A 17,794-nucleotide genomic window follows, 5' to 3' on the forward strand; every position below is an offset into this window, starting at 1 on the left:
ACATGCCCACCACCGCACCCGAGATCCACCGCGGCCTCGCCGGTGTCGTCGTCGACACCACCGAGATCTCCACCGTCATCCAGGAGACCAACTCCCTCACCTACCGCGGCTACCCCGTCCAGGACCTGGCCGCCCACCGCTCCTTCGAGGAGGTCGCGTACCTGCTGTGGCACGGCGACCTGCCCGACGACGCGCAGCTGCGCGAGTTCCGGGCCCGCGAACGCGCCCTGCGCCCGCTCGACCGCACCACCGCCGAACTGCTGGCCAGGCTGCCCGAGACCTGCCACCCGATGGACGTACTGCGCTGCGCCGTCAGCTTCTTCGGCGCCGAGGACCCCACCGAGGACGACGGCCGGCCGGGCTCCCACCTGGTCAAGTCGCTCACCCTGCTGGCGAAGCTGCCCACCGTCGTCGCGGCCGACCAGCGCCGCCGCCGGGGTCTGGCCCCGATCGCACCGGACCCGGAGCTCGGCTACGCGGAGAACTTCTTCCAGATGTGCTTCGGTGCCGTGCCCGCCCCCGAGGTGGTCCGCTGCTTCGAGATCTCCCTCGTCCTCTACGCCGAACACAGCTTCAACGCCTCCACCTTCACCGCACGGGTCGTCACCTCCACCCTCTCCGACCTCTACAGCGCCGTCACCGCGGCGATCGGCGCGCTCAAGGGCCCGCTGCACGGCGGCGCCAACGAGGCGGTGATGCACATGCTGGACGAGATCGGTGACCCGGCCCGCGCCGCCGAGTGGCTGGACGGGGCACTCGCGCGGCAGCGGAAGATCATGGGCTTCGGCCACCGCGTGTACAAGCACGGCGACTCCCGCGTCCCGATCATGCAGGGCGCCCTCGACCGGCTGGTGGCCCGCACCGCCGAGCCCGAGGTGGCCCGGCTGGCCGCCTTGCACACCGCGCTGCGCGAGGCGATGGTGGAGCGCAAGGGCATCCACCCCAACCTCGACTACCCGGCCGGTCTGGCCTACCACCTGATGGGTTTCGACACCCCGACCTTCACGCCGCTCTTCGTGCTGAGCCGGATCACCGGATGGACGGCCCACATCACCGAACAGCTCGCCCACAACGCGCTGATCCGACCGCTGGCCTGCTACGACGGCCCGGGCCAGCGGCCGGTGCCGGCCACCGCCCGGTAGCCGGCCGGCGGGCCGGGTCGGTCGGGGACGGTCCGGTCGGGGACAGGGCGGCTCGGCTCACCCGGCGCGCCCGTCGAGGGCGACCGGGTAGGGCACCCGGGTGCGCCGGTCCGGGTCCACCACCAGGCGGGCGCCGGCCGGCGGGCGGGCCCGCTGGGCGCAGTCGGTGCGCTCGCAGAGCCGGCAGCCCACGCCGATGGGCGTGGCCGCCGACCGGGCGTCGAGGGTGATGCCCTCGGCGTAGACGAGGCGGTGGGCATGGCGCAGCTCGCACCCCAGCGCCACCGCGAACTCGCTGCGCGGTGCGCGGTGGCCGAAGCCCCCGTGGGAGACGGTGCGGGCGATCCAGAAGTACCGCTTGCCGTCGGGCATCTCGGCGACCTGGGTGAGGATGCGCCCGGGCGAGGAGAACGCCTCGTAGACCGTCCACAGCGGGCAGGTGCCGCCGAAACGGGAGAAGTGGAAGTCGGTCGCGGACTGCCGCTTGGAGATGTTGCCGGCCCGGTCCGCGCGCAGGAAGGAGAAGGGGACACCGCGGCGGCCGGTGCGCTGCAGGGTGCTGAGCCGGTGGCAGATCGTCTCGAAGCCGACGCCGAAGCGGGTCCGGAGCAGGTCGATGTCGTAGCGCAACTCCTCGGCGGCTGCGTGGAACGCCGTGTACGGCATCAGCAGCGCCCCGGCGAAGTAGTTCGCCAGCCCAATCCGCGCCAGGTCCGCCGCCTGGGGCGAGGTGAGGCCGGGTGCCGCCGCTTCGACGAGTGCGTCGAGCAGCGGACGGTGTTCGAGCAGGGCGATCTGGGTGGCGAGTTGGAAGGCCCGCTGGCCGTCGGTGAGCCAGGGCGAGAGCCACAGCAGGCCGCTCGCCACGTCGTGGCGCCGCATCTCGCCCGGCTCCCGGTGGTCGGCGTCCAGCACCCGCACCCCGTGCCGTTCACCGAGACGGGCGACCAGGGCGGCCGCGGTCCGACCGGCCGTGGTCGCCGCGAGGGTGGCCGCGGTCCGCTCGGCCGGCTCCTCCAGGGCGGGGATGTGGTTGTGGTGCGCGTAGAAGAAGTCCCGCACCTCGTCGTGGGGTTCGGCCGGTCGCAGGGCGACACCGTCGGCCGGGTCGCCGAGGTCGGCGACCCGGGCGGCGGCCTCCCGGTAGCTGCGGTGCAGGGCGATCAGGGCCCGGGCGACCTCCGGGTGGTCCCGGCTCACCTCCGTGACGTCCTCCACCGGCACCGTGCCGCCGCACGCGTCGTCGGCGAGCGCCGCCCGCAGGTCGGTGGCCAGCCGTTCCTCGTCCGCCTCGGAGAAGAACTCCGGGTCGACGCCGAACACCTCGGCGATCCGCAGCAGCACGGCGGCGGTGAGCGGACGCTGGCTGTGCTCGAGCTGGTTGAGGTAGCTGGTCGAGATGCCCAGCTCCTGGGCGAGCTCCACCTGGTTCAGGCCGTGCTCGCGGCGCAACCGGCGCAGCTTGGCGTGGGCGAAGATCTTCCGCCCGACGGGACGTGCCATGGTGCTGAGCACCCTTCCTCAGTGATCCCCGATGGTTGCGAAGGTACCAGCGGGACGGTTCGCAGGATTCGCAGATCTGCTGCCGTGGGTGTCACAGATCCGCAGGTCGTGCCACCGGAGCACCCGGTGCCCGGCCGCCGCGGTCGAGTGGGCACAATCGTCGACATGCGCCAGATCAACGTCATCGGCATCGGCTCGGGCGACCCGGACCACCTCACCCTGCAGGCGGTCAAGGCCTTCGCCCGCACCGACGTCTTCTTCCTGCTCGACAAGAACGAGCAGCGCCAGGACCTGATGCGGCTCCGCCGCCGGATGATCGAGGAACATGCCCGGCCGGGCCACCGGATCGTCGAGGTCCCCGACGCCGAGCGCGACCGCACCGCTTCCGGGTACGCCGACGCCGTGCGCGACTGGCGCCGGCGCCGGGCCGAGCTGGTGACCCGGCTGGTGGCCGAGCACCTGGGCCCGGACGGGACCGGCGCGTTCCTCGTCTGGGGCGACCCGAGCCTCTACGACAGCGTGACCGCCGTCCTCGACGAGGTGCTGGCCGCCGACCCGACCGCCTTCGACTACCAGGTCGTCCCGGGCATCAGCAGCATCTCGGTCCTCGCCGCCCGGCACCGCAGCACCCTCACCAGGGTCGGCCGACCGCTGCGCATCACCACCGCCCGCCGGCTGGCCGCCGACGGCTTCCCACCCGGCTCCGAGGACACCGTGGTGATGCTCGACGGGCAGGACGCCTTCACCGCCATCGACCCCGCGGGCGTGCACATCCACTACGGCGCCTACCTCGGCAGCCCGGACGAGATCCTGGCGGCCGGCCCGCTGGAGGAGACCGCCGAGCGGATCGCGCACCTGCGCCGGGAGGCCCGCGAGCGCAAGGGCTGGATCATGGACAGCTACCTGCTGCGGCGCACCGAGCACTGACCGCCGCCCGACCACTGACCGCCGCTCGCCCGTGGGCCCGCAGGGCCGCCTCGACCCGAACGCCGTCCGCCGTGGCCCCCACCTCGTGGACCCGTACCGCCCAGGCGCCCTGCGCGGCGGCCAGCACGGCCGCCGCGGCAGTCGCGTGGTCCCGCTCCCGGGCCGGGCGCGGTTCACCGGTGGCCGGGTCGGCCAGCAGCTCACCGAGGAAGCGCTTGCGCGACGGCGCCACCAGGAGCGGACGGTCGAGCGCGGCCCAGGCCTCCAGGGCCGCGAGCAACGCCCAGTCCTCGCGGCGGCCCTTGGCGAAGCCGAGGCCCGGGTCCACGATCACCTGTGACGGGTCGACACCGGCCGACACCACCGCGTCCAGCTGGCGCTCGACCTCGCCGACCACCTCGGTGACCACGTCCTGGTAGCAGGCCAGGTCGTCCATGCCCCGGGACTGCCCCCGCCAGTGCATGACGACGAAGGGCACGCCGGCCCGGGCGACCGTCTTCGCCATCGCGCCGTCCGCCCGACCGCCGCTGACATCGTTGACGATCCGGGCCCCGGCGTCCACGGCCGCCTCGGCGACGGACGCGCGCATGGTGTCGATGCTGACCAGGACGCCCTGCCGGGCGAGGCCGCGCACCACCGGGAGCACCCGCGCGAGTTCCTCCTCGACCGGCACCCGACGCGCACCGGGGCGGGTCGACTCGCCACCCACGTCCACGATGTCGGCCCCCTGGGAGGCCAGCGCGACACCGTGCGCCACGGCCCGGCCCGGATCCAGCCAGCGGCCGCCGTCCGAGAACGAGTCGGGGGTGACGTTGAGGATTCCCATCACCGCGCACCGACCCCAGTCAGGAAGGCCCGGAAGCCTGTACGAATATGTTTGCACGTCTCCATTGTGCGGCCTCACCGCGCTCCTCCGATCCACGTTCCTGAAATCTCCGGAGGACGGTTCCGTATCACAGGGTGGACTCCTGAAGACGTCTTTCCGTCCGCTGGATACCCTCCTGCCATGACACTCGGAACCCCCTCCATGCGCACCGACCGGGCGGCCTCCGTCCGTGATCTCCTTGCCACCGGAAAGCGTTCCTATTCGTTCGAGTTCATGCCGCCCCGGAGCGCCGCGGCGGAGGCCGGCCTGTGGAATGCGATCCGCCGGCTGGAAGCGCTGTCGCCGACCTTCGTCTCGGTGACCTACGGCGCCGGCGGATCGACCCGGGAACGGACGGTCAACGTCACCGGCCGCATCGCAGCGGAGACGACGCTCACTCCGGCCGCCCACCTGACGGCGGTCGACCACAGCGTCGCCGAACTCCGCAACATCCTCGGGCACTACGCGGACCAGGGGGTACGAAACATCCTGGCGCTGCGCGGCGACCCGCCGGGCGACCCACTGGGCAGCTGGAACCGCCACCCGGAGGGGGTGGAGTACGCCGCCGACCTGGTTCGGCTGATCAAGGAGTCCGGTGACTTCTGCGTCGGCGTGGCCGCCTTTCCCGAAATGCACCCGAGGTCACCCGACTGGAATTCCGAGATCCGCCACTTCATCGAGAAGTGCCGCGCCGGCGCTGACTACGCCATCACCCAGATGTTTTTCGAGGTCGACAGCTACCTTCGATTCCGCGACCGTCTCCAGGCCGCGCGCTGCGACCTCCCCATCATTCCGGAGATCATGCCGGTGACCAGCATCCGGTCACTCCTTCGTATCCCGACGCTCAGCACGGCCGTCATTCCCGCACCTCTTTCCTCCCGAATGACCGACCACCAGGACGACCCCGCCGCGGTCCGTTCCATCGGAATCGAGCACGCCACCGAGATGTGCCGACGGCTGCTCGCCGAGGGAGCTCCCGGCCTGCACTTCATGACCATGAACTTCTCGACGGTCACCAGCGAGATCCACCAGAACCTCGGGCTCTCCCAGGTCTGCTGAGGCAGGTGCGGGCCGGGAACGGCCCGGCCCGCACCGCGTGGCGGACGACGTCCCGCAGCGGTCAGGTCGCCTCCTCGCCCGCCGCCCGCCCGCCGCCCTCGGACGCGGCCAGCCGGGCCAGCGCGTCGGTGAGCGCCTGCTGGAGCGCCCGCATCCGGGCGCTACCGGCACCGACCTGCCGGCGGGTGGCCAGCAGGCTCTCGTACTCCTTCTCCGGGAGGAGGACCAGGACCTCCCCGTTGACCCGGAGCCGGCGCGGCGCTGGACTCCTGCTCATCTGTCCCCCCATGGGTGTGTGGGGTGGCCGCCCTCACCGGCGAGGTCCTCGGGCAAGGGAGTGCCACCAGGGTGGGCACGGCGACTTTTCGCCGTGCCCACCCCTTTATCTCACCCCGGCAGGTCAGCCTGCGAGTTCGCTCCGCAGCCGGCGGGCCGCGGTGACCAGGTTCTCCAGCGAGGCGCGGGTCTCGGTCCAACCGCGGGTCTTCAGGCCGCAGTCGGGGTTGACCCAGAGCCGCTCGGCGGGGATCGCCAGCAGACCGGCCCGCAGCAGCTCGACCGCTTCCTCGGTGCTGGGGACCCGGGGCGAGTGGATGTCCCAGACGCCCGGGCCCACCTCGCGCGGGTAGCCGGCTCCGGCCAGCTCGTCGGCGACCTCCATGTGCGAGCGGGCCGCCTCCAGGGAGATCACGTCGGCGTCCAACTCGTCGATGGCGGTGAGGATGTCACCGAACTCGGCGTAGCACATGTGGGTGTGGATCTGGGTGTCGGCGCGCACACCCGAGGTGGCGAGCCGGAAGGCCTCGGTGGCCCAGGCCAGGTAACCGGGGCGGTCGGCCGCGCGCAGCGGCAGGGTCTCGCGCAGGGCGGGCTCGTCGACCTGGATCACGGCGGCGCCGGCGGCCTCCAGGTCCACGACCTCCTCGCGCAGGGCGAGGGCGACCTGGCGGGCGGTCTCGGCGAGCGGCTGGTCGTCGCGGACGAAGGACCAGGCGAGCATGGTGACCGGGCCGGTGAGCATGCCCTTCACCGGACGGTCCGTCAGTCCCTGGGCGTAGCCGTACCAGTCGACGGTCATCGGGTGCGGGCGGGAGATGTCGCCGGCCAGCACCGGTGGGCGCACGTAGCGGGTGCCGTAGGACTGCACCCAGCCGTGCCGGGTCGCCAGGTAACCGGTGAGCTGCTCGGCGAAGTACTGGACCATGTCGTTGCGTTCGGGCTCGCCGTGCACCAGCACGTCCAGGCCGGCCTTCTCCTGGTAGGCGATCACCTCGCGCACCTCGGCCTCGATGCGCTCGCGGTAGCCGGTGGCATCGATCCGTCCTGCCGTCAGGTCGGCGCGGGCGGTGCGCAGTTCCGTGGTCTGCGGGAAGGAGCCGATCGTGGTGGTGGGCAGCAGCGGAAGGCCGAGCCGGGCCCGCTGGGCCTCGGCCCGCTCGGGGTACGCCTGCGGGCGGCGCCCGTCGGCCTCGGTGACGGCTGCGGTACGGGCCCGCACCGCCGGGTCACGGGTGATCGGCGAGGCGGCACGGGAGGCCAGGTCGGCGCGGTTGGCGGCGAGTTCGGCGGTCACCGCGCCGGTTCCCTCGCGCAGCGCGCGGGCCAGCAGCGCGGTCTCCCCCGCCTTCTGGCGGGCGAAGGCGAGCCAGCGGGCGAGCTGCGGGTCCAGGTCGCGCTCGGCGGTGGCGTCGAGCGGGACGTGCAGCAGCGAGCAGGAGGGGGCGACGTCGACCCGGTCGGCCAGGCCGAGCAGGGTGGCCAGGGTGGCCAGCGACTTCCCCAGGTCGTTGATCCAGACGTTGCGCCCGTCGATCACGCCGGCGACCAGCCGCTTGCCGGGCAGGCCACCGACGGCGGCGAGGTCGGCCAGGTTGCCGGCGGCCGGGCCGGTGAAGTCGAGGGCCAGGCCCTCGATCGGCGCCTTGGCCAGGACCGGCAGCGCCTCGCCAAGCCGGTCGAAGTAGGAGGCGACCAGCAGCTTGGGACGATCGGTCAGCGCACCGAGCTCGCGGTAGGCGCGGGCCGCGGCGTTCAGCTCCGCGGGGGTGCGGTCCTGGACCAGCGCGGGCTCGTCCAACTGCACCCAGTCGGCACCCGCCGCCCGCAGATCGGCGAGGAGCTCGGCGTAGACGGGCAGCAGCCGGTCCAGCAGGGTGAGCGGCTGGAAGGCGGCCGCGACACCCGGGGCGGGCTTGGCCAGCAGCAGGAAGGTGACCGGGCCGAGCAGCACCGGACGGGCGGCGTGCCCCAGGGCCAGCGCCTCGCGCAGTTCCGCGACCTGCTTGCCGGAGTCGGCGGCGAAGACGGTGCCGGGGCCGAGTTCGGGGACCAGGTAGTGGTAGTTGGTGTCGAACCACTTGGTCATCTCGAGTGGCGCGACCTGCTGGGTACCGCGGGCCATCGCGAAGTACCGGTCGAGCGGGTCGGCCGCGACGGCGGCCCGGTGACGGGCCGGGATGGCGCCGAGCGCGACGGAGGTGTCGAGCACGTGGTCGTAGAGCGAGAAGTCACCGGTGGGGACCTCGTCGATGCCGGCGTCGGCGAGCTGCTGCCACCGCTCGCGGCGCAGCCCGGCGGCGGTGCTCTGCAGGGCCTCGGCGGTGACCGTGCCCTTCCAGTAGCCCTCGATCGCCTTCTTCAACTCCCGGCCCTGGCCCTGGCGGGGGTAGCCGTGGACGGTGCCCCGGGTGGCCGCGGCTGCGGACTTCGTGGTCAAGGGACTCTCCTTCGCGAGTCTGGATCCTCAAGTACCCGGGGACGGGACGAGGGCGCGAAGGGGTGACGAACCGGGCGGGGGCAGCTGCCGCTCCGCCTGCTGGCTCCACCGACCCGCCCACGAGGTCACCGGGACTCCGCGCGCGAACGGTCGCGTGCGGGCAACGGGCAGGTCTTCGGACTCGCGGGCGCGGCCACCCTGGTTCAGGGCGGTCACCTACTGGCCGTCGCTTCCCAGACCCGGCTCCCGGACCCAGTGCGTATGACGGCGGTCGTTCCCACTCACCGCTGCGGGGCAGTCCCGGACTGGCCGTTTGAAAGGCGTCACCGGGTTCCCTCTTACGACGCTCCTGTCTGGCGGACAGGGCGAACCAGCTGCCCGGCCAGCCTAGACGCAATCGGGCGTCCGGGACACCGCCGTCCGGGGACCGTCCACGGATTGAGACGCCGCCGGGTGCGCGGGGGCACCCGGCGGCGGACGGCCGCGGCGGTCAGCAGTCAGCGGTCCTGGAACTTCGGCGCGCGCTTCTCGGTGAACGCGGCCATGCCCTCCTTCTGGTCGGCGGTGGCGAAGGTGGCGTGGAAGAGCCGGCGCTCGAAGCGGACACCCTCGGCGAGGGTGGTCTCGAAGGCGCGGTTGACGCTCTCCTTCATCATGATCGCCGCCGGGGTGGACATCGCGGCGATCGTCCCGGCCACCGCCAGCGCCTCCTCGACCAGCTCGGCCGCAGGGACGATCCGGGAGACCAGGCCGGCCCGCTCGGCCTCCTCGGCGTCCATCATCCGGCCGGTCAGGCACAGCTCCATCGCCTTGGCCTTGCCGATCGCCCGGGTCAGCCGCTGCGAGCCGCCGATCCCGGGGATCACCCCGAGCTTGATCTCCGGCTGGCCGAACTTCGCGGTGTCCGCGGCCAGCAGCACGTCGCAGAGCATCGCCAGCTCGCAGCCGCCGCCGAGCGCGTAGCCGGCCACCGCCGCGACGACCGGCTTGCGCAGCGCGCCGAACCGGTCCCAGGCGGCGAACCAGTCGCCGAGGTAGGCGTCGACGAAGCCGAGGGACTGCATCTCCTTGATGTCGGCGCCCGCGGCGAAGGCCTTCTCGGAGCCGGTGACCACCAGCGCGCCGATCACCGGATCCCGGTCGAACTCCTCGGCGGCCGCGACGACCTCGTTCATCAGCTGGGTGTTGAGGGCGTTCAGGGCCTTCGGGCGGTCGAGCGTGATCAGCCCCACCCGCTCGCGGCGCTCGACGCGGATCGTCTCGTAGGTCATGCCTGGTCCTTCCGCAGGGTGTTGATGATGGCCGAGAAGTCGAGCCCGGCGCCCTCGCCCGCGGCGAAGGCGGCGTACAGCTCGGCGGCCCGGCGGCCGAGTTCGGCCGGGACGGCGGTGGCGGTGGCGGCGTCGGCGGCCAGGCCCAGGTCCTTGGCCATCAGGGCGGCGGCGAAGCCGGCCCGGTAGTCGTGGTTGGCGGGGCTGGCCGGAACCGGGCCGGGGACCGGGCAGTTGCTGGTCAGCGCCCAGCACTGCCCGGAGGCGTTGGCGGCCACGTCGAACAGCGCCTGGTTGCTCAGCCCGAGGCTCTCGCCCAGCACGAAGGCCTCGCTCACCGCGATCATCGAGATGCCGAGGATCATGTTGTTGCAGATCTTCGCGGCCTGTCCGGCCCCGGACCCGCCGCAGTGCACGACCCGGCGGCCCATCGCGGCCAGCAGCGGCTCGACCTCGGCGAAGTCGCCGTCCGCCGCGCCGACCATGAAGGTGAGGCCGGCGGCCTCGGCGCCGGCCACGCCCCCGGAGACCGGGGCGTCGACGGCCCGGTGCCCGGCCGTGCGGGCCAGGTCGGCGGCGATCCGCGCGTCCCCGACGGCGATCGTGGAGCAGTCCACGAAGAGCGCTCCGCGCGCGGCGGCGGTCAGCACGTCGTAGGTCTCCAGCACGTGCCGCCCGGCCGGCAGCATGGTGATCACCACCTCGGCCCCGGCGACCGCCGCCACGGCCGAGGCGGCGATCGCCACCCCGGCGGCGGCCGCCCGCTCGCGGGCCTGCGGCGCCAGGTCGTAGCCGGTCACCCGGTGCCCGGCCTTGACCAGGTTGGCGGCCATCGGGCCGCCCATGTTGCCCAGTCCGACGAATCCGATCGTGCGGCTCACCAGCGCTCCAGGGGTGCGGCGGGACAGAGGCCGAGTTCGCGCTCGCCCAGCGGGGCGAAGTGTCGCGCGACCTCGTCAGCGGTGACGTCGGCCAGGGCGGCCGGCTGCCAGCGGGGGTTGCGGTCCTTGTCGATGACCTGGGCCCGGATGCCCTCCGCCAGGTCCGGCGTGGCGAGCGCGGCGCAGGAGGTGCGGAACTCCTGGTCGAGCACCGCCTCCAGCGGGCCGAGCGCCCGGGCCCGGCGCAGCGCGGTCAGCGCGACCTTGACGGCGGTGGGCGAGTTGGCGGTGATCCGCTCGGCCGCCTTCTTGGCGGTCGTCTCGCCGCAGGCCAGCAGGCGGGCCAGGATCGTCTCGACGGTGTCGGCGGCGTAGCACTCGTCGAGCCAGGCCCGCTGCTCGGCGAGCGGTGCGGGCGGGGCTGGGGCGACGTGGCGGGCGAGGGCTTCGTGGACGGTGAGCCCGGCCAGGTCGGTCAGCAGGGCGGGGAGGCGGTCGGCGGGGACGAAGTGGTCGGCCAGGCCGCAGAGCAGGGCGTCGCCCGCACCGACCGAGCCGGCGGTGAGGGCCAGGTGGGTGCCGAGTTCACCGGGGGCCAGGGCGAGCAGGTAGGTGCCACCGACGTCGGGGACGAAGCCGATGCCGGTCTCCGGCATGGCGATCCTGGTGCGCTCGGTGACGATCCGGACGCTGCCGTGCGCCGAGACGCCGACCCCGCCGCCCATCACGATGCCGTCCATCACCGCGACGTAGGGCTTGGGGTAGCGGGCGATCCGGGCGTTGAGGTGGTACTCGTCGCGCCAGAACTCCTCGGCGGCGGCCGGGTCCCCGCCGGTGGCGGCCTGGTGGATGGCGACGATGTCGCCGCCGGCGCACAGCCCGCGCTCGCCGGCGCCGGTGATGACGACGGTGGCCACGGTGTCGTCCTGCTCCCAGGCGTCCAGTGCGGCGGCGATGCGCAGCACCATGGCGTGGGTGAGGGCGTTGAGCGCCTTGGGCCGGTTGAGGACGATCCGCCCGAGGTGGCCGTCGCGCTCGATGAGGACGTCGTCGGTCATCAGGCGGCTCCGATCAGTCCGCGGGCGACGATGACGCGCATGATCTCGTTGGTTCCTTCCAGGATCTGGTGCACCCGCAGGTCGCGGACGATCTTCTCGATGCCGTACTCGGCCAGGTAGCCGTAGCCGCCGTGCAGTTGCAGGGCCTGGTCGGCGACGGCGAAGCCGGTGTCGGTGGCGTGCCGCTTGGCCATCGCACAGAGCTGCGGGGCCCGCGGGTCACCGCGGTCGAGCGCTGCCGCGGCGCGCCAGAGCAGGGCCCGTGCGGCCTCCAACTCGGTGGCCATGTCGGCCAGTCGGAACTGGATCGCCTGGGAGTGCAGCAACCGGGCCCCGAAGGCCTCGCGCTCGGCGAGGTAGGCGGTGGTGCGCTCCAGGGCGCTCTGGGCGCCGCCGAGCGAGCAGGCGGCGATCCCGAGCCGGCCGCCGTTCAGGCCGGCCATGGCGATCCGGAAGCCGTCGCCCTCCGCCCCGAGCAGCCGGTCGGCGGGCAGCCGGACCCCGTCCAGCAGCACCTGCCGGGTGGGCTGGGCGTTCCAGCCCATCTTCTGTTCGTTGGCGCCGAAGGAGAGGCCCGCATCGTCGCGGTCGACCAGGAAGGCGGAGATCCCCTTGGGGCCGGGGCCGCCGGTGCGGGCCATGACCAGGTACACCTGGGCGGCGCCCGCACCGGAGATGAACTGCTTGACGCCGTCCAGCACCCAGTGGTCGCCGTCCCGGGTGGCCCGGGTGGCGAGCGCGGCGGCGTCCGATCCGGCGCCCGGCTCGGTCAGGCAGTAGCTGCCCAGGTGCTCGGCCGAGCAGAGCGCGGGCAGCCAGCGCGAGCGCTGCTCCTCGGTGCCGTGGCGGTCGATCATCCAGCCGACCATGTTGTGGATGGACAGGTAGGCCGCGATCGAGGGGCAGCCGGTGGCCAGCGCCTCGAAGGCCACCACGCCGTCGAGCCGGCCCAGTTCGGAGCCGCCGACGTCCTCGCGGACGTAGACGCCGCCCAGACCGACCTGCGCCGCCTTGCGCAGCACGTCCACCGGAAAGTGCTTCTCCCGGTCCCACGTGACCGCGTTCGGCGCCAGGTACTCGTCGGCGAAGGCGCGGGTGGTCTCGCTGATGGCGAGTTGATCCTGCGTCAGATCGTGCACGGGACTCACTCCATCGTGGGGATGGTGAAGCTCGCGCCCTCCTTGACCCCCGAGGGCCAGCGCGAGGTGATGGTGCGGGTGCGGGTGTAGAAGCGGATCGAGTCCGGACCGTGCTGGTTGAGGTCGCCGAACATCGAGCGCTTCCAGCCGCCGAAGGTGTGGTACGCGATCGGCACCGGGATCGGCACGTTGACGCCGATCATCCCGGTGTTCACCCGGCGGGCGAAGTCGCGGGCGGTGTCGCCGTCCCGGGTGTAGATCGCCACGCCGTTGCCGTACTCGTGCTCGCTGGGCAGGCGCAGCGCCTCCTCGTAGTCGGCGGCGCGGACCACGGTGAGCACCGGACCGAAGATCTCCTCCCGGTAGATCCGCATGTCCGGGGTCACCCGGTCGAAGAGCGAGGCACCGAGGAAGTAGCCGTCCTCGTGACCGGCCAGCTGGAAGCCCCGTCCGTCGACGACGAGTTCGGCACCCTCCCGGACGCCGTGGTCGATGTAGTCGCGGACCCGGTCGCGCGCCTCGCGGGTGACCAGCGGGCCGAAGTCCGCCGCCGGGTCGTCCGAGCGGCCGACCTTCAGCGCGGCGATCCGCTCGGTCAGCTTCGCCACCAGCGCGTCGGCGGTCTGCTCCCCCACCGGCACGGCGACCGAGATCGCCATGCACCGCTCGCCCGCCGATCCGTACCCGGCGCCGATCAGCGCGTCGGCCGCCTGGTCGAGGTCGGCGTCCGGCATCACGATCATGTGGTTCTTGGCGCCGCCGAAGCACTGCGCCCGCTTGCCGTGGGCGGCGGCCGTGGCGTAGACGTACTGGGCGATCGGCGTGGAGCCGACGAACCCGATCGCCTGGACCCGCGGGTCCTCCAGCAGCGTGTCCACCGCTTCCTTGTCGCCGTTCACCACGTTGAGCACGCCCGCCGGCAGGCCCGCCTCGAGGAAGAGCTCGGCGAGTCGCAGCGGCACCGAGGGGTCCCGCTCGGAGGGCTTGAGGACGAACGCGTTGCCGCAGGCCAGCGCGGGGGCCGCCTTCCAGAGCGGGATCATCGCCGGGAAGTTGAACGGGGTGATGCCCGCCACCACGCCGAGCGGCTGGCGCATCGAGTACACGTCGATGCCGGTGCCGGCGTTGTCGGTGAACTCGCCCTTCAGCAGGTGTGGGATCCCGGCGGCGAACTCCACCACCTCCAGCCCGCGCTGGATGTCGCCGTGCGCGTCGGCGACGGTCTTGCCGTGCTCGGCGGAGAGCAACCGGGCCAGCTCGTCCTTCTCCTGGTCGACCAGCTGCAGGAAGCGCAGCAGCACCCGGGCCCGGCGCTGCGGGTTCCAGGCCGCCCAGCCCTGCTGGGCCTGCTCGGCGTCGGCGATCACTGCCTCGACCTCGGCGCGGCTCGCCAGCGGCACCCGGGCCTGCACCTGCCCGGTGTTGGGGTCGTACACGTCGCCGAAGCGCCCGGAGGCGCCGGGGAGCCGCTTGCCGGCGACGAAGTGGGTGAGTTCTCGGACCATCGGTTCCTTCTCTCGTCATGGGTGGGAGAGGAGGAGTGGAGAGCACCGCCGACCACCCGGCGCACGGTGGCGCACCAGGGCAGCAGTCAGCAGCAGAGTTGACGGACCGTCAGGCCAGGTGGGCCCGGTCGGTCGGCACAGGACAGCCAGGGGCGGCAGACAGCGAACGGCCCTGAGTCATGCGTGTCGTCTCCATCCTCGTGGAAAACACGAACCATCCGCGGCCGGTATCCTGACTCCCGGATCGACGCCCGCCCTCGGGCCTTCCCGGCTGGCTGCCAGTGGCCATGACTCCTGCGAGGACGCACTCCCCGGTCACAGTGGCGGGACCGTGCCGGACTCACACCGGCTTCCCTGACACCGCGGACCTGTCACGACCATATAGTTGGACGTCCTAGTAAGTCCAGAGCCACCCGCACGTGCCCTCGATCACCCGATGCTGCCCCGACCCGCGCTCGACTGCGGCGCCGGCCCGGCGAGGGTCTGCTCCGCCCAGATGACCTTGCCGCGCGGCGTGTAGCGGGTGCCCCAGCGGTGGGTGAGTCGGGCCACCAGGAAGAGGCCGCGGCCGCCTTCGTCCTCCTCCGCCGCGTACCGCAGGTGCGGGGCGGTGCTGGCGGCGTCGGCGACCTCGCAGATCAGCGAGGAGTCGTGGATCAGGCGGAGCCGGATCGGCGGGCGGCCGTAGCGGATCGCGTTGGTCACCAGTTCGCTGAGCACCAGTTCGGTGGTGAACACCGCCTCGCCCAGGCCCCAGCGGGTCAACTGGGCGGTGGCGGCGGCCCGGACGTGGGCGACCGCGATGGGGTCAGCCGGCACGTCCCACTCCGCGATCCGGTCGGCGGGCAGCAGCCGGGTGCGGGCCACCAGCAGCGCGATGTCGTCACCCGCCCGGTCGCCGGCGAGTTCGCGCAGCAGGGCGTCGCAGATCTCCTGCGGGCTGCGGTCGGGGTGGGCGAGCACGGCGGAGAGCACGTCGAGGCCACTGCCGATGGCGTGGTCGGCGTCCTCGACCAGGCCGTCGGTGTACATGACCAGGCTGCTGCCCGGCGGCAGGCGGACCTCCAGCGCCTGGAACGGCAGGCCGCCCAGGCCCAGCGGCGGACCGGCCGGCAGGTCGAGGAACTCCACGGTGCCGACCGGGTGGACCAGGACGGGCAGCGGGTGGCCGGCCCGGGCCAGGGTGGCGGTGCCGGTGGTCGGGTCGTAGACCGCGTACAGGCAGCCGGCACCACTGATCGGCAGCGGGACGTCCGCTGCGTCACGGTCGTCGAGGCCGTCGGCGCCCTGACGACGGTCGGCCCCGCCATGGCCGTCGGCGCCCGCACGGCCGTCGGCCCCGTGGCGGGTGTCGGCCTCCTGGTCCAGGTACGCCACCAACTCGTCCAGGTGCCCGAGGAGTTCGTCCGGCGGCAGGTCGAGGGCGGCGAAGTTCTGCACGGCCGTGCGCAGCCGCCCCATGGTGGCGGCGGCGTGCAGGCCGTGACCCACCACGTCGCCCACCACCAGCGCGACCCGGGCCCCGGGCAGCGGGATCACGTCGAACCAGTCGCCGCGCACCCCGGCGGCGGCCGGACGGTAGCGGTGGGCCAGCTCGACGGCGCTCTGCTCGGGCAGCCGGCGCGGCAGCAGGCTGTGCTGCAGGGCCATCAGCATGGCGTGCTCCCGGGTGAAGCGGCGGGCGTTGTCGATGCAGACCGCCGCCCGCCCGGCCAACTCCTCGGCGACCGAGAGGTCGTCCGGCTCGAACGGCCCGCTCTCCCGCAGCCGCCAGAGGTTGGCGATGCCCAGCAGCACGCCGCGGGCGGTCAGCGGCACCGTGATCAGGGAGACGAACCCGAACGCCAGGGTCGCCGGGGTGCGCCGCTGGGTGCGCCAGCCGGTCTCCGCGGCCAGGTCGGCGACCAGCACCGGCCGCCCGCTGACGAACCCGACCGCCTGCGGGGACGGGGCCGGGAAGGTGATCAGCTCGCCGGGGCGGTAGAGCGGGGAGTCGTCGCGCGCCCCGGTGAAGGCGACCCGGCGCAGCTCGACGGGCGCACCGGCGGTCAGCGGCGGCGGCTCCTGGCCGACGAGCACCGGGTCGGCCAGGTCGACGGTGGCGTAGTCGGCGAAGCCGGGCACGGTCACCAGGGTGAGCTCGATCGCGGTCTGCTCGATGTCCAGGGTGGTGCCGATGCCGACGCTCGCCCCGTAGAGCAGGCTCAGCCGCCGATGTGCGCGGTCGGCCTGGCCGGCCAGGGCGCGCAGCTCGGCCGACACCCGTGGCGGTCGACCGGTCGCGCCGGGGGTGGGGCCGGGGCCGCCGCGCGGGGCAGGACGAGCACCGGGGGCTCGGGCGGGCCGGGCGGCGCGCGCTCGATCGGGATCCTCGGTCCCGCGGGCGCGGGTCCACACTCGACGCATGGCACCTGTCATACCGTCACGGACGCGTCCGGGCCGCGAACCACACCGCACGCCGGCGGGCCCGGCCACCTGCGGCGGACGGCGGGCGCTGGGGCACCCAGGCACCCGGGTACCGGCAGCACCGGCGGAGTCAGGCACGGCCCGCGCCGGCCCGGCCCGCCGCCTCCCGGCCGGCACGGCGCAGCACACCACCATCCGCGCGGCTGCACCGCACCAGGTCCGCCGCCGCCTGCGGCCAGCGCGGGTACGCGAACGCGAAGCCCGCCTCGACCAGCCGGCCCGGGACCACCCGACGGCTCTTCAGCAGCAGTTCGGTGTCCGACCGCAACGCGAACGCGCCCAGTTCGGCCATCCACCGGGTGGCGGGCAGCCCCACGGGGACGCCCCAGGCGGCACGCAGGCCCCGCATCAGCGCGCGGTGCGGCAGGGGTTCGGGAGCGGCCAGGTTGACCGGGCCGGCCAGGTCCGCCCGGTCGATCAGGAACTCGACGGCGCGGACGAAGTCCCGTTCGTGCATCCAGGAGACGTACTGGGCGCCGCCCGCGACCGGGCCGCCGAGCCCGAGGCGCACCAGGGCGGACAGCACGTCGAAGGTGCCGCCGCGCTCCGGGCTCATCACCATGGCCGTGCGCAGCGCGACCTCGCGGGTGTGCGGGGTCGCCGCCCGGTCCATGGCCAGTTCCCAGGCCTTGGCGATCTCGACGCTGTAGCCCCAGTAGCCCGGCACGTCGGGTTCGGCGCCGCCGAGCACGCCGGTCCGCTCGTCGTTGGCGGCGTCGAAGCGGTGGGCGTAGACGGTGGCGGTGCTCATCTGCAGCCACACCCGGGGCGGTCGGCGGGCAGCCGCGATCGCCTCCCCCACCACCCGGGCGGAGTCCACCCGCGAGTCCATCATGGCGCGCAGGTTGGCCGCGGTGTAGCGGCAGCTGACGCTCCGCCCGGCCAGGTTCACCACCGCGTCGCTGCCGTCGATCGCCTCGGTCCACGGGCCCGGGGTCCGCCCGTCCCAGCGGATCTCGCGCTCGCGCCGCGGGTTCCTGGTCAGCACCACGACCTCGTGGCCCGCCGCGGTCAGCTCGCGGTTCAGGACGGTGCCCAGGCGGCCGGTCCCACCCGGTATCACGATCTTCATCGGACTCCCCCTCTCGATGTCTGCGGCCACCCTACGCCACACTATTGAACGCGTTCAAAATGGCTGCACAAGCCTGCTCGCCGCGAGCGGGGCCGGACAGCCGGCAGCGTCAGTCGAAGGGTCAGATGAGCGCTTCCTTAGGGCTCTCTGTGGAAGTCCGCTTTATCACGTTCGCGCGTTTCGTCCTGCC

At 73.3% G+C, this 17,794-nt stretch carries 13 protein-coding genes, 1 pseudogene and 2 riboswitches; of the genes and pseudogenes, 3 read left to right on the forward strand and 11 right to left on the reverse strand.

The features are described 5' to 3' along the window. The first annotated feature begins 2 nt into the window (after nt 1–2). Nucleotides 3–1,142, forward strand: coding sequence for a bifunctional 2-methylcitrate synthase/citrate synthase (locus ACQRUO_RS01950; RefSeq protein ID WP_428313890.1), 1,140 nt, complete (start codon nt 3–5; stop codon nt 1,140–1,142). Nucleotides 1,143–1,199: 57 nt separating this feature from the next. Here ACQRUO_RS01950 and ACQRUO_RS01955 read toward each other — a convergent pair whose 3' ends face one another. Then, nucleotides 1,200–2,645 (reverse strand): short-chain fatty acyl-CoA regulator family protein, encoded by a 1,446-nt coding sequence (locus ACQRUO_RS01955; protein ID WP_428313891.1) that lies wholly within the window; start codon nt 2,643–2,645, stop codon nt 1,200–1,202. A gap of 165 nt (nt 2,646–2,810) precedes the next feature. On the opposite strand from ACQRUO_RS01955, the gene cobF reads away from it, so the two are divergent. Then, nucleotides 2,811–3,572, forward strand: a complete 762-nt coding sequence (gene cobF / locus ACQRUO_RS01960; RefSeq protein WP_428313892.1) for a precorrin-6A synthase (deacetylating) — start codon at nt 2,811–2,813, stop codon at nt 3,570–3,572. On the opposite strand, the gene folP is transcribed toward cobF, so the two are convergent. Continuing rightward, entirely contained in the window at nt 3,535–4,398 is an 864-nt protein-coding gene (gene folP / locus ACQRUO_RS01965; protein WP_428313893.1) for a dihydropteroate synthase, read from the reverse strand. The genes cobF and folP overlap by 38 nt on opposite strands. Before the next feature lie 180 nt (nt 4,399–4,578). Here folP and metF point away from each other — a divergent pair, with 180 nt between their 5' ends. Beyond that, nucleotides 4,579–5,496 (forward strand): methylenetetrahydrofolate reductase [NAD(P)H], encoded by a 918-nt coding sequence (gene metF, locus ACQRUO_RS01970; protein ID WP_428313894.1) that lies wholly within the window; start codon nt 4,579–4,581, stop codon nt 5,494–5,496. 61 nt (nt 5,497–5,557) lie between these two features. Here metF and ACQRUO_RS01975 read toward each other — a convergent pair whose 3' ends face one another. From ACQRUO_RS01975 to ACQRUO_RS02015, 9 genes and pseudogenes are all read right to left on the reverse strand, one after another. Beyond that, nucleotides 5,558–5,773, reverse strand: a complete 216-nt coding sequence (locus tag ACQRUO_RS01975; protein ID WP_428313895.1) for a hypothetical protein — start codon at nt 5,771–5,773, stop codon at nt 5,558–5,560. 123 nt (nt 5,774–5,896) lie between these two features. Continuing rightward, nucleotides 5,897–8,212, reverse strand: a complete 2,316-nt coding sequence (gene metE, locus ACQRUO_RS01980) for a 5-methyltetrahydropteroyltriglutamate--homocysteine S-methyltransferase (protein ID WP_428313896.1) — start codon at nt 8,210–8,212, stop codon at nt 5,897–5,899. 149 nt (nt 8,213–8,361) lie between these two features. Beyond that, nucleotides 8,362–8,602, reverse strand: a riboswitch (cobalamin riboswitch). A gap of 107 nt (nt 8,603–8,709) precedes the next feature. Continuing rightward, nucleotides 8,710–9,483, reverse strand: coding sequence for an enoyl-CoA hydratase (locus ACQRUO_RS01985; RefSeq protein ID WP_428313897.1), 774 nt, complete (start codon nt 9,481–9,483; stop codon nt 8,710–8,712). Further along, entirely contained in the window at nt 9,480–10,364 is an 885-nt protein-coding gene (gene mmsB / locus ACQRUO_RS01990; RefSeq protein ID WP_428313898.1) for a 3-hydroxyisobutyrate dehydrogenase, read from the reverse strand. Before mmsB ends, ACQRUO_RS01985 begins: the two co-directional genes overlap by 4 nt. Continuing rightward, nucleotides 10,361–11,422 carry an enoyl-CoA hydratase/isomerase family protein gene (locus ACQRUO_RS01995; protein ID WP_428313899.1) on the reverse strand — a complete coding sequence of 354 codons (1,062 nt, stop codon included), beginning with the start codon at nt 11,420–11,422 and terminating at the stop codon, nt 10,361–10,363. The genes mmsB and ACQRUO_RS01995 overlap by 4 nt, the downstream gene beginning before the upstream one ends. Beyond that, entirely contained in the window at nt 11,422–12,570 is a 1,149-nt protein-coding gene (locus ACQRUO_RS02000; RefSeq protein WP_428313900.1) for an acyl-CoA dehydrogenase family protein, read from the reverse strand. Before ACQRUO_RS02000 ends, ACQRUO_RS01995 begins: the two co-directional genes overlap by 1 nt. After that, nucleotides 12,567–14,066 (reverse strand): CoA-acylating methylmalonate-semialdehyde dehydrogenase, encoded by a 1,500-nt coding sequence (locus ACQRUO_RS02005; protein ID WP_428313901.1) that lies wholly within the window; start codon nt 14,064–14,066, stop codon nt 12,567–12,569. The genes ACQRUO_RS02000 and ACQRUO_RS02005 overlap by 4 nt, the downstream gene beginning before the upstream one ends. Before the next feature lie 205 nt (nt 14,067–14,271). Continuing rightward, nucleotides 14,272–14,446, reverse strand: a riboswitch (cobalamin riboswitch). Nucleotides 14,447–14,495: 49 nt separating this feature from the next. After that, nucleotides 14,496–16,388 (reverse strand): annotated as a pseudogene (locus ACQRUO_RS02010) (ATP-binding SpoIIE family protein phosphatase); the annotation flags it as partial. A 214-nt stretch (nt 16,389–16,602) separates the two neighbouring features. Further along, the gene (locus tag ACQRUO_RS02015; RefSeq protein WP_428313902.1) at nt 16,603–17,604 is read right to left on the reverse strand and encodes a TIGR01777 family oxidoreductase; all 1,002 of its coding nucleotides are present in this window, start codon (nt 17,602–17,604) and stop codon (nt 16,603–16,605) included. Between the last annotated feature and the right edge of the window lie 190 nt (nt 17,605–17,794).

The sequence above is a fragment of the Kitasatospora sp. LaBMicrA B282 genome (assembly GCF_050325825.1).
In the GTDB taxonomy this organism is placed as follows: Bacteria; Actinomycetota; Actinomycetes; order Streptomycetales; family Streptomycetaceae; genus Kitasatospora.

Bases quoted from the DNA above. Each gene is read 5' to 3' on its own strand.
- ACQRUO_RS01950 (WP_428313890.1), top strand. From the start codon at position 3: ATGCCCACCACCGCACCCGAGATCCACCGCGGCCTCGCCGGTGTCGTC.
- ACQRUO_RS01995 (WP_428313899.1), bottom strand. From the start codon at position 11,422: ATGACCGACGACGTCCTCATCGAGCGCGACGGCCACCTCGGGCGGATC.
- metF (WP_428313894.1), top strand. From the start codon at position 4,579: ATGACACTCGGAACCCCCTCCATGCGCACCGACCGGGCGGCCTCCGTC.
- ACQRUO_RS02005 (WP_428313901.1), bottom strand. From the start codon at position 14,066: ATGGTCCGAGAACTCACCCACTTCGTCGCCGGCAAGCGGCTCCCCGGC.
- cobF (WP_428313892.1), top strand. From the start codon at position 2,811: ATGCGCCAGATCAACGTCATCGGCATCGGCTCGGGCGACCCGGACCAC.
- ACQRUO_RS01985 (WP_428313897.1), bottom strand. From the start codon at position 9,483: ATGACCTACGAGACGATCCGCGTCGAGCGCCGCGAGCGGGTGGGGCTG.
- ACQRUO_RS02015 (WP_428313902.1), bottom strand. From the start codon at position 17,604: ATGAAGATCGTGATACCGGGTGGGACCGGCCGCCTGGGCACCGTCCTG.
- ACQRUO_RS01975 (WP_428313895.1), bottom strand. From the start codon at position 5,773: ATGAGCAGGAGTCCAGCGCCGCGCCGGCTCCGGGTCAACGGGGAGGTC.
- folP (WP_428313893.1), bottom strand. From the start codon at position 4,398: ATGGGAATCCTCAACGTCACCCCCGACTCGTTCTCGGACGGCGGCCGC.
- ACQRUO_RS01955 (WP_428313891.1), bottom strand. From the start codon at position 2,645: ATGGCACGTCCCGTCGGGCGGAAGATCTTCGCCCACGCCAAGCTGCGC.